12 protein-coding genes are annotated in these 14,142 nt (G+C 61.5%); 3 read left to right on the forward strand and 9 right to left on the reverse strand.

Annotation, left to right across the window (positions count from 1 at the left end; all coding sequences use genetic code 11):
• The first annotated feature begins 41 nt into the window (after positions 1 to 41).
• The 3 genes from AC1RBR_RS22030 (at position 42) to AC1RBR_RS22040 (ending at position 3,482) form a co-directional block, all read left to right on the forward strand.
• The gene (locus AC1RBR_RS22030; RefSeq protein WP_115984428.1) at positions 42 to 263 is read left to right on the forward strand and encodes a hypothetical protein; all 222 of its coding nucleotides are present in this window, start codon (positions 42 to 44) and stop codon (positions 261 to 263) included.
• Between the two features lie 197 nt (positions 264 to 460).
• Positions 461 to 1,777, forward strand: a complete 1,317-nt coding sequence (locus AC1RBR_RS22035) for an OprD family porin (RefSeq protein WP_456017898.1) — start codon at positions 461 to 463, stop codon at positions 1,775 to 1,777.
• A 196-nt stretch (positions 1,778 to 1,973) separates the two neighbouring features.
• Complete coding sequence (locus tag AC1RBR_RS22040; RefSeq protein WP_492566603.1) at positions 1,974 to 3,482, forward strand: sensor domain-containing diguanylate cyclase; 1,509 nt, start codon at positions 1,974 to 1,976, stop codon at positions 3,480 to 3,482.
• A 176-nt stretch (positions 3,483 to 3,658) separates the two neighbouring features.
• Here AC1RBR_RS22040 and lpxC read toward each other — a convergent pair whose 3' ends face one another.
• The 9 genes from lpxC to murD all read right to left on the reverse strand — a co-directional run bounded on the left by lpxC (position 3,659) and on the right by murD (position 14,138).
• On the reverse strand, positions 3,659 to 4,570 hold the full coding sequence (gene lpxC, locus AC1RBR_RS22045) for a UDP-3-O-acyl-N-acetylglucosamine deacetylase (protein WP_007961638.1): 912 nt from the start codon (positions 4,568 to 4,570) through the stop codon (positions 3,659 to 3,661).
• Between the two features lie 112 nt (positions 4,571 to 4,682).
• Positions 4,683 to 5,879: a cell division protein FtsZ gene (gene ftsZ / locus AC1RBR_RS22050; RefSeq protein WP_007961637.1), complete on the reverse strand. Its 1,197-nt coding sequence runs from the start codon at positions 5,877 to 5,879 to the stop codon at positions 4,683 to 4,685.
• Positions 5,880 to 5,947: 68 nt separating this feature from the next.
• Positions 5,948 to 7,207, reverse strand: coding sequence for a cell division protein FtsA (gene ftsA / locus AC1RBR_RS22055; protein ID WP_007989901.1), 1,260 nt, complete (start codon positions 7,205 to 7,207; stop codon positions 5,948 to 5,950).
• 15 nt (positions 7,208 to 7,222) lie between these two features.
• Entirely contained in the window at positions 7,223 to 8,089 is an 867-nt protein-coding gene (locus AC1RBR_RS22060; protein ID WP_095136858.1) for a cell division protein FtsQ/DivIB, read from the reverse strand.
• A gap of 4 nt (positions 8,090 to 8,093) precedes the next feature.
• Positions 8,094 to 9,068 (reverse strand): D-alanine--D-alanine ligase, encoded by a 975-nt coding sequence (locus AC1RBR_RS22065; protein ID WP_027612179.1) that lies wholly within the window; start codon positions 9,066 to 9,068, stop codon positions 8,094 to 8,096.
• Positions 9,065 to 10,525: a UDP-N-acetylmuramate--L-alanine ligase gene (gene murC / locus AC1RBR_RS22070; RefSeq protein WP_007961634.1), complete on the reverse strand. Its 1,461-nt coding sequence runs from the start codon at positions 10,523 to 10,525 to the stop codon at positions 9,065 to 9,067. The genes AC1RBR_RS22065 and murC overlap by 4 nt, the downstream gene beginning before the upstream one ends.
• Complete coding sequence (murG, locus tag AC1RBR_RS22075) at positions 10,518 to 11,588, reverse strand: undecaprenyldiphospho-muramoylpentapeptide beta-N-acetylglucosaminyltransferase (RefSeq protein WP_027612180.1); 1,071 nt, start codon at positions 11,586 to 11,588, stop codon at positions 10,518 to 10,520. Before murG ends, murC begins: the two co-directional genes overlap by 8 nt.
• Positions 11,578 to 12,795: a putative lipid II flippase FtsW gene (ftsW, locus tag AC1RBR_RS22080; RefSeq protein ID WP_047599228.1), complete on the reverse strand. Its 1,218-nt coding sequence runs from the start codon at positions 12,793 to 12,795 to the stop codon at positions 11,578 to 11,580. Before ftsW ends, murG begins: the two co-directional genes overlap by 11 nt.
• On the reverse strand, positions 12,792 to 14,138 hold the full coding sequence (murD, locus tag AC1RBR_RS22085) for a UDP-N-acetylmuramoyl-L-alanine--D-glutamate ligase (protein WP_492566605.1): 1,347 nt from the start codon (positions 14,136 to 14,138) through the stop codon (positions 12,792 to 12,794). The genes ftsW and murD overlap by 4 nt, the downstream gene beginning before the upstream one ends.
• Between the last annotated feature and the right edge of the window lie 4 nt (positions 14,139 to 14,142).

Raw genomic sequence — 14,142 nt, forward strand, 5'->3', positions numbered from 1 at the left:
CCCGCACCAAACAGCACTTGCCAAGCAAGAAGGTTTTCCAGATGTCCAACAGTATGGGTATTGCCAGCGCTTTCGTTTTGTCCTCATTGATCCTGTCGCCGATGGCGATGGCTGAAGAATCGCAAGCGTTCGTAGCGCAGAATGCCGCTCGTGCTCACGCCTTCGAGCAGTCTCAGGCAGAAGTGATGGTCAAGTCGCAGGACGCCTCGCAAGCCCCTCAAGCCGCCACTTCCCAGGCTCAAGCATCCGAGAAAGACAGCTGAGTCGCGCACCGCGAAACATTTCCCTCGACGCGGTTGTTTGGCTCTTCCCGTTCAACCGTCGTCCTTCCAGGCCGCTGCCTTTCAGCGGCCTTTTTTCGTTGTGGTCTGAAAGCCGTTTGGTTCGTCTGTAAAAAACAAGAAATATCCCGCACCTCAAGACATTGAAGTGTCAGTTGACCCAAGGAGCTCCATCGCAAGTGCGTTACCCAGTCCGCTTCACCCCGCTGTTCATTGCAATTGCCGCAACGATTGCCCCCGCCGCCCATGCCGACGAAGCCGCCAGGGAAGGTTTCGTCGAAGGTTCGAGCCTCAACCTCAACGCTCGCAACTACTACATGAATCGCAACCGTCTGCAGCAGACGGACGACAACATCGAGTGGGGCCAGGGTTTTCTCGGGATCTTCCAGTCAGGTTACACCGAAGGCACGGTCGGCTTCGGCATCGATGCCCACGCCATGCTCGGGCTGAAGCTCGACGGTGGTGGCGGTACCGATGGCTCGAGCATCCTGCCGATCAGCGATGGCAACGGCAAAGCGCCGGGTTCGTTCTCGACCGCGGGCGGCACGTTGAAAATGCGCGCGTTCGATACCGAGCTGAAGGCCGGTGACCTGTTCCTCACCAACCCGGTGATTGCCGGCGGTGATTCGCGCATGCTGCCGCAGACCTTCCGTGGCGTCAGTCTGACCAACCACAGTTTCGACGGCTGGATGTTCGAAGGTGGCCAGGCCAGTTTCACCAAGCCGTACAACCAGAGCGGTCGCCAGCGCATCGGCACGTCCTACGGCAAACTCGCCGAGGGCGACGAAAGCCGCCACCTGAACTGGGCCGGCGTGTCCTGGAGCGGCGTCGAAGGCCTGACCAGCAATCTGTACGCCGCCGAGCTCAAGGACATCTGGAACCAGTACTACTACGACCTCGACTACACCTGGCAGTTGAACGATCTGGTCAGCCTCAACCCGGGCCTGCACTTCTATCACACGCAGGACACCGGCGACGCGCTGCTGGGCGACATCGACAACAACACCTACAGCCTGCATTTCACCGTCGGCATCGGCAACCACAGCGTCACGGCTGCGTACCAGCGCGTGAACGGCAACACGCCGTTCGACTACATCAGCCAGGGCGACAGCGTTTACCTCGATAACTCGCAGCAGTACTCGGACTTCAACGGCCCGAACGAGCGCTCGTGGAAGCTCAAGTACGCCTACGACTTCGCCGGTCTCGGCTTGCCGGGCCTGACTTCGGCGGTCTCCTATTCGCGTGGCACCGTGGACCTGACCAAGGTCGATCCGCACAGCAAGGGCTATGCTTCGTGGTACAGCGCCGACGGTCGCAACGCCAAGCACTGGGAACGCGATCTTGATCTGAAATACGTGGTGCAGAGCGGCCAGGCGAAAGACCTCGCGGTACGCCTGCAATGGGCGACCAACCGGGGTGGCAACGGCTACGGCGCGATCGATACGGACACCGATGAATACCGGGTGATTGTCGACTACCCGATCAACGTCTTCTAAGATCCCCCTGCACCACGGTCTTGAATTGAGAGATGTACCCTGTGGGAGCGGGCTTGCTCGCGAATGCGCTGCATCAGTTGACATCCATGTTGAATGACACGGCGCATTCGCGAGCAAGCCCGCTCCCACAATGGAATACCGTCACTGACTTCATGCAACTACGCTAATAAGATCCTCTCAACCGACAGCCCCCATCATGATCGCGAGCCGTACCCCACCTCTGGCGGGCAAGACCGGACGCCCCGAATTGCTGCTGATCTGCGGCAGTACGCTGACCGTGATCGCGATTCTGTGCATCGTCACCTTTCTGCTGATTCGTGAGCACGCCAACGCTCAGGAATCGGCCACCCGCAGTGCCACCACCATCGCCCAGCTCATCGACGCCGATGTCTTGCGCACGGTCGAGTTGTACGACTTGACCCTGCAAGGCCTGATCGCCGCCGCGCAACGCGACGACTTGCGCTACGTCACCCCGCAGATCCGCCATCTGGCACTGTTCGACCGCTCGACCACCGCACGCTTCAAGGGCGACATCCTGCTGCTCGACAAGCAAGGCGATGTGGTCGCCGACTCATCCCGTATCGAACCCAAGCCAGGCAACTTTGCCGACCGCGATTACTTCCTCGCCCACGCCTTCAACCGCGATACCGGCATGTTTATCAGCCGCCCGTTCAAGACCCGCTGCGATTGCGACGAAGCCAATCAATGGCGCATCAGCTTCAGTCGGCGGATTTCCTCGGACACCGGCGAATTCGCCGGCGTGGCCGTGGCCTCGATGAAACTCGACTACTTCGATCAACTGTTCAACAGCCTCGACATCGGCAAAGGCAGCACGCTGAACATCATCAACAGCGACGGCATCCTGCTTGCGCAGAAGCCGTACCTGCAAAGCGATTCCATCGGCAAGAGTTTCGGCAACCGGCCCAACGTGGTGCGGATTCTCGGCGACAAGGACGGCAGTGGCAGTTTCACCAGCACCTCGAGCATGGATCATCAGCAACGGCTCTACACCTACTCGCGGGTCGGCAATCTGCCGTTGACGGTTATGGTCGCGCTGTCCAGTGATGAGGTGTTCGGCACTTGGCGCCGCACCGCGCTGTTGATCAGCGGCGCCACCGGCGTGCTGTGCGCCGGGCTGCTGTGGCTGACCTGGCTGCTCGCCCGTGAGCTGCGCCTGCGCCAGCGCGCCGAACGCGAACTGGCGCTACTGGCCGCCACCGATGCGCTGACCGGCGTGGCCAACCGGCGGATGCTCGATCAGGCGCTGCGCCACGAATGGTTCCGCGCCCAGCGCTCGGGCAAGTCGCTGTCGGTGATGATGATCGATGCCGACCACTTCAAGGCCTTCAACGACCGGCATGGGCATCAGGCCGGTGATCAGGCGTTGCGTGAATTGGCCAAGGTGATTACGGCGAACGTGCGACGACCGGCGGATCTGGTCGCCCGTTACGGCGGCGAAGAGTTCTCGGTGATCCTCGCCGAGACCGATGGCCATGGTGCACAGCAGATTGCCGGGCATATTCGTCAGGCGGTGGAGCAGATGCCGAGGGTGGAGGGCGCGGATGTGGCGATGACCGTCAGTATCGGCATCAGCACCTGGACGGCGGTGGTCGAGATGTCGCTGGAGCAACTGCTGTTTGCGGCGGACAAGGCGCTGTATCAGGCCAAAGAAGGTGGGCGCAACCGGGTAGTAGTGGCTGGCTGATTTTTTCGGCGATTGAACTGGCCTCTTCGCGAGCAAGCCCGCTCCCACAGGGGACCGCATTCCAAAAAATGGGAGCGGGCTTGCTCGCGAAGAGGCCTGAACAGGCAACATCAAATTCAAGGCATAAAAAAAGGCCATCCGAGGATGGCCTTCAAAAAACTAGAGAGGTTTTTTACTTACACTGCCGCAACCGGGCGCATGTAAGAGATTGGTGCGGTGCTGGCGTCTTCGAACGTCACGACTTCCCACGCATCTGTCTGCTCAATCAACTTGCGCAGCAGCTGGTTGTTCAGTGCATGACCGGACTTGAAGCCTTTGAACTCACCAATCAGGCTGTTACCCAGCAGGTACAGGTCGCCAATCGCATCGAGGATCTTGTGCTTCACGAACTCGTCTTCGTAGCGAAGGCCGTCTTCGTTCAGTACACCATCGGAATCCACCACGATCGCGTTTTCAACGCTGCCGCCGAGTGCGAGGTTGTGCTTGCGCAGGTACTCGATATCACTCATGAAACCGAAAGTACGGGCGCGGCTGACTTCTTTTACGAACGAAGTGCTGGAAAAATCCACGCTTGCACTTTGGGTGCGGTCCCGGAAAACCGGGTGATCGAAGTCGATCTCGAAGCTCACCTTGAACCCTTCGAAAGGGACGAAAGTGGCGCGCTTGTCGCCGTCTTCCACTGTCACTTCACGCAGGATGCGGATGAATTTCTTGGCGGCGTCCTGCTCTTCCAGGCCAGCCGATTGAATCAGGAATACGAACGGTCCAGCGCTGCCATCCATGATCGGGACTTCGGACGCGGAGAGCTCGACGTAGGCGTTATCGATGCCCAGGCCAGCCATGGCCGAGAGCAAGTGCTCTACCGTGTCCACTTTGACGTCGCCGTTGATCAGCGTCGTCGACATAGTGGTTTCACCGACGTTTTCCGCGCGGGCAGGAATCTGCACCACAGGGTCGAGGTCAGCGCGACAAAACACAATGCCAGTGTCGACAGGCGCAGGCTTGAGGGTCAGGTAGACCTTCTCCCCGGAATGCAGGCCTACACCTGTGGCACGGATAATATTTTTCAGTGTGCGTTGTTTAATCATGGCTTGGGCCGCTTCAGCGCAAATTGCGAACTGGTATCAACAAAGGCTGGCGATAATAGCAGACCGAGCCTTTGCTGAACACCAATCACCGTCATAGCCCTGATACATTCCATCAATCGGCCTGACGACGCAGGAATGCCGGGATGTCCAGGTAATCCAGATCGTCCTGCGGGTTCATCTTCGCGGCAGTCGCAGCACCGGCCTGAGCCTGGTTGCGCATGACGGTCGGACGGTCCAGGTCACGGTAGTTCACCGCCGGAGCTTCCTGACGCGCAGGAGCCGGTTGTTGAACCTGAGCGGCAGCCATGGAGGTGTGAACGGTGTTGTCGATGACCTTCACAGGCTTCTCGATTTTCGCGCCCAGACCGGTGGCAACCACGGTGACGTGTAGTTCGTCGCGCATGTCCGGATCGATAACGGTACCGACCTTGACCATCGCGTGCTCGGAAGCGAAGGCTTCGATGATGCTACCCACGTCGGAGTACTCACCCAGGGACAGGTCAGGGCCGGCGGTGATGTTCACCAGGATGCCGCGTGCACCTTGCAGGTTCACGTCTTCCAGCAGCGGGTTGCGGATGGCCGCTTCGGTCGCTTCACGTGCACGGTTCGGACCGCTGGCGCAGCCAGTGCCCATCATCGCCATGCCCATTTCGCTCATCACGGTACGCACGTCGGCGAAGTCGACGTTGATCATGCCCGGACGCTTGATGATGTCGGAGATACCGCGAACGGCACCGGCCAGTACGTCGTCAGCCTTGGCGAAAGCCGACAGCAGGCTTGCGTCTTTACCGAGGATGGTCAGCAGCTTCTCGTTGGGAATAGTGATCAACGAGTCGACGCTTTCGGAGAGCATGCGGATGCCTTCGTCGGCGATCTGCATACGCTTGCGGCCTTCGAACGGGAACGGACGGGTCACGACCGCAACGGTCAGGATGCCCATTTCCTTGGCCACTTCGGCGATGATCGGTGCAGCACCGGTACCGGTACCGCCGCCCATGCCAGTGGTGATGAACACCATGTTGGTGCCCTGCAGGACTTCGGCAATGCGCTCACGGTCTTCGAGAGCGGCCTGACGACCTACTTCAGGGTTGGCGCCAGCGCCCAGACCTTTGGTCACGCCGGTGCCCAGTTGCAGGATGGTGCGCGCGCCGATGTTTTTCAGCGCTTGAGCATCAGTGTTGGCGCAGATGAATTCGACGCCTTCGATGTTGCTCTTGACCATGTGGTTGACAGCGTTGCCGCCGCCACCGCCAACACCGATAACTTTGATTACCGGGCTTGCGGGGATGTTGTCTACGAGTTCGAACATTTTCCCTCTCCTTACATTCTCTAGTTTTTTCGCCTACTGCATTTTTGTAGCGGTGTTGCGGTAAAGCTTTAGAAGTTGCCTTGAACCCACTTCTTCAATCGGTCCAGCAACGGCGCCTGTGGCTCCTCGTTGCTGTAGCTGTCGCGGCTGCCGATGCCCGAGAACGAGATCCCGTCGGACTGCTTCTGCAGGCCGTACATCAACAAGCCAACGCCAGTGGAATAAATCGGGTTGCGCACCACGTCATCCAGGCCCTTCACGCCATGCGGCACACCCAGGCGCACCGGCATGTGGAAGATTTCTTCGGCCAGTTCGGTGGCGCCTTCCATCTTCGAGGTACCGCCGGTCAGGACGATGCCCGCCGGGATCAGGTCTTCGTAGCCGCTGCGGCGCAGCTCTGCCTGGATCAGGGTGAACAGTTCGTCGTAACGCGGCTCGACCACTTCGGCCAGGGCCTGACGCGACAGTTCGCGCGGTGGACGGTCGCCCACGCTCGGCACCTTGATGGTTTCGCCGGCACCGGCCAGTTTGGCCAGGGCGCAGGCGTAGCGGATCTTGATCTCTTCGGCGTACTGGGTCGGGGTGCGCAACGCCATGGCGATGTCGTTGGTCACCTGATCACCGGCAATCGGGATCACCGCGGTGTGGCGGATCGCGCCTTCGGTGAAGATCGCGATGTCGGTGGTGCCGCCGCCGATGTCGACCAGGCACACGCCCAGCTCTTTTTCGTCGTCGGTCAGTACCGAGTAGGCCGAGGCCAGTTGCTCGAGAATGATGTCGTCGATTTCCAGACCGCAGCGACGCACGCACTTTTCAATGTTCTGGGCGGCGTTGACGGCGCAGGTGACCACGTGAACCTTGGCTTCCAGACGAACGCCGGACATGCCCAGAGGCTCGCGCACGCCTTCCTGGTTATCGATCACGTAATCCTGCGGCAGGGTGTGCAGCACGCGCTGGTCAGCCGGGATCGCCACGGCCTGGGCGGCGTCGAGTACGCGCTCCAGGTCAGCCGAGCTCACTTCGCGGTCACGAATCGCCACGATGCCGTGGGAGTTCAGACTGCGGATGTGATTGCCGGCCACGCCGACGAACGCCGAGTGAATGCGGCAGCCCGCCATCAGTTGGGCTTCTTCGATCGCGCGCTGGATCGATTGCACGGTGGACTCGATGTTCACCACCACGCCCTTCTTCAGGCCGCGGGACGGGTGAGTACCGATACCGACGATTTCCAGCGTGCCGTCGTCCGCGACCTCGCCTACCAGCGCCACCACCTTGGAGGTGCCGATATCCAGACCGACGATCATTTTGCCGCTTTGCACGTTTGCCATGGGTCCTGCCTCTTCTTAATTCTTTGCGACAGCGGGTTGGGCTGTCGTCGGCGCTACTGGTTCCCGCCAGCCAACAGCAAGGCCGTTGGCGTAGCGCAGATCGATGCGCGCAATGTTCGTAATCTGGTCTTTAAGCGTCTTGTCATAGATGGCAATGAAGCGGCGCATCTTTTCCACCAGGTTGCCGCGTCCCAACAGCAACTCGATGCCGGGGCCGGAGCTGCCGGCACCGGTGGTCAGGAACCAGCTGCCACGTTCACGCAGTTCCAGGCGCGCGATCGAGAAGCCCAGCGGCCGGAGCATCTGGCTCAGCACCTGATACTGCTGCATCACCTGCTGCTGGGCCCGTTGTGGGCCGAACAGCTGTGGCAGGTGTTCGTAGTTCGCCAGTTCCTTCGGCGTGAACGCCTGGCCCTGGTTGTTCAGCAGCGACTCGTCGCCCCAACGGGCCACCGGCAGTTGCTCTTCGAGGCGGATCACCACTTGGTCCGGCCACACCCGGCGTACTTCGGCGTGGGCGATCCACGGCATCTGCTCAAGCTCGGTACGCATCCCGGCCAGGTCGATGGTGAAGAAGCTCGACGCCACGTATGGGGCGATTCGCTGCTGCACCGCTTGCTGACTGATGTAGCTCAGGTCGCCCTGCACGGCGATCTTGGTGATCGGCCGATCGGCGTACGGCAGCAAACGCTGTGCGCCTTCGTAGGTACCGAACCCGAGCGCCACCAGCAGCACAGGCCAGAACAGGCTTTTCAGAAAGCCGAAATTGGCTTTCGGCAGGCGCGCGGACATCGGCTCTTTGGCCACCATTCGGCTGGCACCCCGCGGCACCGGCTTGCGGCCGGGTGCGGGTGGCTGATGTCTGAGATGAGCGCCTTGCATGGTCTTAACCTCGCGCCTCTGTATTACCGGAGCCTTCAACACTGGCGGCCAGAATGGCCAGAACCAGTTGCTGGAAGTCCAGACCGGCAGCACGGGCCGCCATCGGCACCAGGCTGTGATCGGTCATGCCCGGTGCGGTGTTCACTTCCAGGAACCAGAACTGCCCGTCGGCGTCCTGCATCACGTCCGCCCTGCCCCAACCGGCAATACCCAGCGCCTCACAGGCCTTGGCCGTGAGATCCATGAGTTCCTGTTCCTTGGCGGCATCCAGCCCGCACGGAATGCGGTACTGGGTATCGTTGGCGATGTACTTGGCGTCGTAGTCGTAGAACGTGTGCGGTGTACCCAGGGCGATAGGAGGCAACACCTGGTCACGCAGGGTGGCGATGGTGAACTCCGGACCTTGAATCCATTGCTCAACCAAGACTTGCGAATCGTAGGTACTGGCCGCTTTCCATGCGTCGATCAACTCGGACGCAGAACTCACTTTGGCCATCCCGATACTTGAACCTTCATGCGCCGGTTTGACGATCAAAGGGAAGCCCAGTTCCGTCGCCGCGGAAATACAATCGGCTTCGCTGCACAGCACGGCGTGACGCGGCGTCGGAATCCCGAGGCTGTGCCAGACCTGCTTGGTGCGCAGTTTATCCATCGCCAGTGCCGAAGCGAGAATGCCACTGCCGGTGTACGGAATGCCGGCGCATTCGAGCAGGCCCTGCATGGAGCCGTCTTCACCGCCACGACCGTGGAGAATGATGAACGCGCGGTCGATCTTTTCGTTCAGCAGACGCTGCAGAAAATCCTCGCCGACGTCGATCCCGAACGCGTCCACGCCCGCACTTTGCAGCGCGTCGAGCACAGCATTACCGGATTTCAGCGAAACCTCACGCTCGGCACTCATGCCACCGAACAGCACGGCGACACGGCCGAAGTCTTTCGGCGCGATGGTGGAGAACAGGTTGGCGTAGGCAGCAGTCATTTCAACTTCCCCTCGACCGACGCGGCCACGGCGCCGGCGAACAATTCACTTTTCAACAGCTTCGGCGCGAGACCGCCGATATCCCCGGCGCCCTGGCACAGCAGGATGTCGCCGGCACGCAGCAGTGGTTTGACCAGCGGCGCGAGGTCGACACCGCGCTCGATGTAGATCGGGTCGAGCTGACCGCGCTGGCGGATGCTGTTGCACAGCTTGCGGCTGTCCGCGCCCGGGATCGGCTCTTCGCCGGCCGGATAGACTTCCATCAGCAGCAGCACGTTGGCGTCGGCCAGTACATTGACGAAGTCGTCGTACAGGTCACGGGTGCGGCTATAACGGTGCGGCTGGTAGACCATCACCAGACGGCGCTCCGGCCAGCCACCGCGCACGGCTTTGATCACCGCGGCGACTTCGGTCGGGTGGTGACCGTAGTCGTCGACCAGCATCACGTTGCCGCCGTCCACCGGCAGTTCGCCGTAAACCTGGAAACGTCGGCCAACGCCCTGGAACCCGGACAGGCCCTGGACGATGGCTTCGTCGCTGACGCCTTCGTCGGTGGCGATGCAGATGGTCGCCAGCGAGTTGAGCACGTTGTGGTTGCCCGGCATGTTCACCGACACATCGAGCGGCTCGCGATCCGGGCGTAGCACAGTGAAGAAGGTCTGCATGCCTTGCTGGCGCACATTGATCGCGCGCACGTCGGCGTCTTCGCTGAAGCCGTAGGTCACGGTCGGACGCTTGACCAATGGCAGGATTTCACGCACCACCGGATCGTCCAGGCACATCACCGCCAAACCGTAAAACGGCAGGTTGTGCAGGAACTCGACGAAGGTTTTCTTCAGTTTGTTGAAGTCACCGTCGTAGGTCGCCATGTGGTCGGCGTCGATGTTGGTCACTACCGCTACCAGCGGTTGCAGGTGCAGGAAACTGGCGTCGCTTTCGTCGGCTTCGGCGATCAGGTAGCGGCTGGTGCCGAGTTGGGCATTGGTGCCCGCGGCATTCAGACGACCACCGATGACGAACGTCGGATCGAGGCCACCAGCGGCGAACACCGAAGCGATCAGGCTGGTAGTAGTGGTTTTGCCATGAGTACCGGCGACGGCGATGCCGTGGCGATAGCGCATCAGCTCGGCGAGCATCTCGGCACGCGGTACCACCGGGATACGACGCTCAAGAGCGGTCGCCACTTCCGGGTTGGAGGTGTTGACGGCGCTCGAGACCACCAGCACGTCGGCGGTCGCAGCGTTTTCAGCGCGGTGGCCGATATAGATGTGCGCACCGAACGATTCCAGACGCTCGGTCACCGGCGAAGCTTTCAGGTCGGAACCGGACACTTCATAGCCCAGGTTCAACAACACTTCAGCGATGCCGCACATGCCCACGCCGCCGATACCGACGAAGTGGATGCGACGGATGCGGCGCATTTCCGGTTGCGGCATGGCTTTCTGATTCTCAACCATGGGCCACCTCCAGGCAGGTATCGACCACGCTACGGGTGGCATCGGGTTTGGCCAGACGGCGGGCCGCTTGGGCCATTTCTTCGAGTCGTTGCGGTTGCATCAAGACCTCTGTCAGGCGCGCGGCAAGATCCGCGGCACCAGTCGTTCTTTGCGGCATCACGAAGGCTGCGCCTTCACGGGCCAAATAATCGGCGTTGCGGGTCTGGTGATCGTCGATCGCGTGGGGCAAAGGCACCAGCATCGAGGGCAGACCAACGGCAGCCAGCTCACTGATGGTCAGCGCGCCAGCGCGGCACACCACCAGGTCAGCCCAGCCATAGGCCTGGGCCATGTCTTTGATGAACGGCTGCACCTGCGCATCCACGCCGGCGGCGCGGTAGCGCTCTGCAGTCACTTCATCGTGGTTTTTGCCGGCCTGATGAAACACTTCCGGGCGCAAATCGGCAGGGACTTGCGCCAGGGCTTCAGGCAGCAACTTGTTCAACGGTTCTGCGCCCAGGCTTCCGCCGAGGATCAGCAAACGCGCTTTGCGACCGGCCAGGGCTGGTCGCGATGTTTCGAGGAACAGCTCGCTGCGCACCGGGTTTCCGGTGGTACGGCGGGTGTCCGACAGAGTAAAGGTGTCGGGGAATGCTTCACACACCCGGGCGGCGAACGGCACCAGCAACCGATTGGCGGTGCCGGCCACGGCGTTCTGCTCGTGAACGATCACCGGCACACCGGCCAGTTTCGCGGCAATCCCGCCAGGCCCGGTCACATAACCACCGAAGCCGACCACGCAGACTGGACGCAGCTTGCGAATCACCGCCCGCGCCTGCCACACCGACTTGAGCAACATGAACGGTGCCTTGAGCAGCGACAGCTTGCCCTTGCCACGCAACCCGGTGGCATTGATGCGATGCAGTTCAAGACCTGCAGCCGGCACCAGTTCGTTTTCGATCCCGCGTGGGGTGCCGAGCCAGTGCACGGTGTAGCCACGCGCCTGGAATTCGCGGGCACAGGACAATGCCGGGAACACGTGGCCGCCGGTGCCGCCGGCCATGATCAATACGTTAGCGCCCATGGTTCGGCTCCTCGGCGAAGTCGCTCTCATGGAACTCCATCTCTTCACTGCCCAGGTGGGTTCGACTCTCCCACTCGATCCTCAGCAACAAGCCAAGGCAGGCGCAGCAGATCACCAGGGAACTGCCGCCGTAACTGAGGAACGGCAGGGTCAGGCCCTTAGTCGGCAGCAGACCGACGTTCACCCCGATGTTGATCAGGAACTGACCGATCCACAGGAACGACAGACCGTAAGCCACATAAGCGGCGAAGAACTGTTTGGCCTTCTCGGCCCACAAACCGATGTACATGCCGCGAATACACACGAAGACGAACAGCGCGACGGTGCACAGCGAACCGACGGCGCCCAGCTCTTCGGCAAGCACCGAGAACACGAAGTCGGTGTGCGCTTCAGGCAGGTAGAACTGTTTCTGCACGCTGTTGCCCAGGCCAACGCCGAGCCACTCACCGCGACCGAAGGCGATCAACGCCTGCGACAATTGATAACCGGCGCCGAACTGGTCGGCCCACGGGTCGGCGAAGTTGGTCAGACGTGCCATCCGGTACGGCTGCATCTGAATCAGCAGCACCACGGCCCCGACGGCCAATACCACCATCAGCGAGAAGCGGAACAGCCCGACCCCGCCAAGGAACAGCATCGCTGCAGCGGCCCCCATCATTACCACGGTGGCACCGAAGTCCGGCTCCATCAGCAACAGGCCCGCCATTGGCAGCAGCACGATGAACGGCTTGAAGAAGCCCATCCAGCTCTCGCGCACTTCTTTCTGCCGACGCACCAGATAACCGGCGAGGTAGATCACCACAAACACCTTGGCGATCTCGGACGGCTGCACGTTGAAGAAACTGAAACCGATCCAGCGCATCGATCCGTTCACTTCACGGCCGATCCCCGGGATGATCACCATCACCAGCAGACCGAACGCGCCAATCAGCATCATCCAGCCCAGGCGCTGCCAGGTGGCGATCGGAATCATCATGGTAACGATGCAGGCGCCCAGACCCAGCGCCACGTAGATCAGGTGGCGAATCATGTAATACAGCGCGCTGCCCGATTGCGCCGCCGCCACTTCGGTGGAGGCCGAGGCGATCATGATCAGGCCCAGGCCCAGCAGCGCCAGGCAGCCGGCGAGCATCGGGAAGTCGAGGTCGATGCCACGGCCGGTGATGATCGGCGACGGGTACGGCTTGATGATATTGCGCAGGCTCATGCCAGATCCTCCACAGCGCGGACGAACTGGTGACCACGGTCTTCGTAATTCTTGAACATGTCGAAACTGGCGCAGGCGGGCGACAGCAGCACCACGTCACCCGGCTGGGCGACCGCACGGCATTGCGCGACAGCGTCGACCAGCGACGTGGCGCGAATCAGCTGCACGGCGTCGCCGATAGCCTCGCCGATCTTGTCGGAGTCGCGGCCCATCAGGATCACGGCGCGGCAGTTGGCCGCTACCGGATCGCGCAAATCGTTGAACTCGGCGCCCTTGCCGTCACCACCGGCGATCAGCACAACCTTGCCGTCGATGTCCGCGCCCAGGCCTTCGATGGCGGCCAGTGCAGCACCGACGTTGGTGGCCTTGGAATCGTTGTAATAACCGACGCCGTCGAGATCCCGCACCCACTGGCAGCGGTGTTCGAGGCCGGTGAAGTTACGCAGGGCATCAAGCATGGCGTCGAACGGAAGGCCGACCGCATGCCCCAGCGCCAGCGCCGCGAGGGCATTGGCCTGGTTGTGCGCGCCGCGCACTTTCAGTTCGCGCACCGGCATCAGGTTCTGGAATTCGAAGGCCAGGTATTTCTCGCCGTCTTCCTCGCGCAGGCCGAAAGCCTTGAAATCCGGTTTGTTCAGACCAAAGGTCCAGCATGGCTGGCCCTCGCCGATCAGCGGACGGCTGAGTGCGTCCTGACGATTGACCACGAACTGCTTCGCGCCACGGAAGATCCGGTGCTTGGCCAGGTGATACGCCGGCAGACCACTGTAGCGGTCCATGTGGTCTTCGCTGATGTTCAGCACGGTGGCCACTTCAGCGTTGAGCTGATCGGTGGTTTCCAGCTGGAAGCTCGACAGCTCCATCACGTACAGCTCGACGTCATCGCTGAGCAACTCCAGCGCTGGCGTACCGAGGTTGCCGCCCACCGCGACGCGCTTGCCGGCCGCAGCCGCCATCTCGCCGACCAGGGTGGTGACGGTGCTTTTCGCATTGGATCCGGTGATGGCCACGATCGGCGCCCGCGCGTTGCGCGCGAACAGCTCGATGTCGCCGGCCATTTTCACGCCACGGGCTGCAGCGGCTTGCAGGGCCGGGGTCGCCAGCGCCAGGCCGGGGCTCACGTAGAGCTCGTCGGCACGGCACAGGAATTCGACGTCCAGCTCGCCACAACGCACTTCCACGTGCGGATAGTCACGCTTGAGCGTGGCCAGTTCCGGTGGATTGTCCCGCGTATCGGCGACGGCAAACGACACGCCCCGGTTCGCCAGGAAGCGAACCAGGGACATGCCGCTCTTGCCGAGGCCGACAACGATGCGGAAGTGGTCAGAAGCGATCAGAGACACTCGT

This window comes from Pseudomonas sp. GW823-FHT01D03, assembly GCF_058798255.1.

Bases quoted from the DNA above. Each gene is read 5' to 3' on its own strand.
- AC1RBR_RS22060 (WP_095136858.1), bottom strand. From the start codon at position 8,089: ATGCAAGGCGCTCATCTCAGACATCAGCCACCCGCACCCGGCCGCAAG.
- ftsW (WP_047599228.1), bottom strand. From the start codon at position 12,795: ATGAGCCTGCGCAATATCATCAAGCCGTACCCGTCGCCGATCATCACC.
- ftsZ (WP_007961637.1), bottom strand. From the start codon at position 5,879: ATGTTCGAACTCGTAGACAACATCCCCGCAAGCCCGGTAATCAAAGTT.
- murC (WP_007961634.1), bottom strand. From the start codon at position 10,525: ATGGTTGAGAATCAGAAAGCCATGCCGCAACCGGAAATGCGCCGCATC.
- AC1RBR_RS22030 (WP_115984428.1), top strand. From the start codon at position 42: ATGTCCAACAGTATGGGTATTGCCAGCGCTTTCGTTTTGTCCTCATTG.
- murG (WP_027612180.1), bottom strand. From the start codon at position 11,588: ATGGGCGCTAACGTATTGATCATGGCCGGCGGCACCGGCGGCCACGTG.
- AC1RBR_RS22040 (WP_492566603.1), top strand. From the start codon at position 1,974: ATGATCGCGAGCCGTACCCCACCTCTGGCGGGCAAGACCGGACGCCCC.
- AC1RBR_RS22065 (WP_027612179.1), bottom strand. From the start codon at position 9,068: ATGACTGCTGCCTACGCCAACCTGTTCTCCACCATCGCGCCGAAAGAC.
- ftsA (WP_007989901.1), bottom strand. From the start codon at position 7,207: ATGGCAAACGTGCAAAGCGGCAAAATGATCGTCGGTCTGGATATCGGC.
- lpxC (WP_007961638.1), bottom strand. From the start codon at position 4,570: ATGATTAAACAACGCACACTGAAAAATATTATCCGTGCCACAGGTGTA.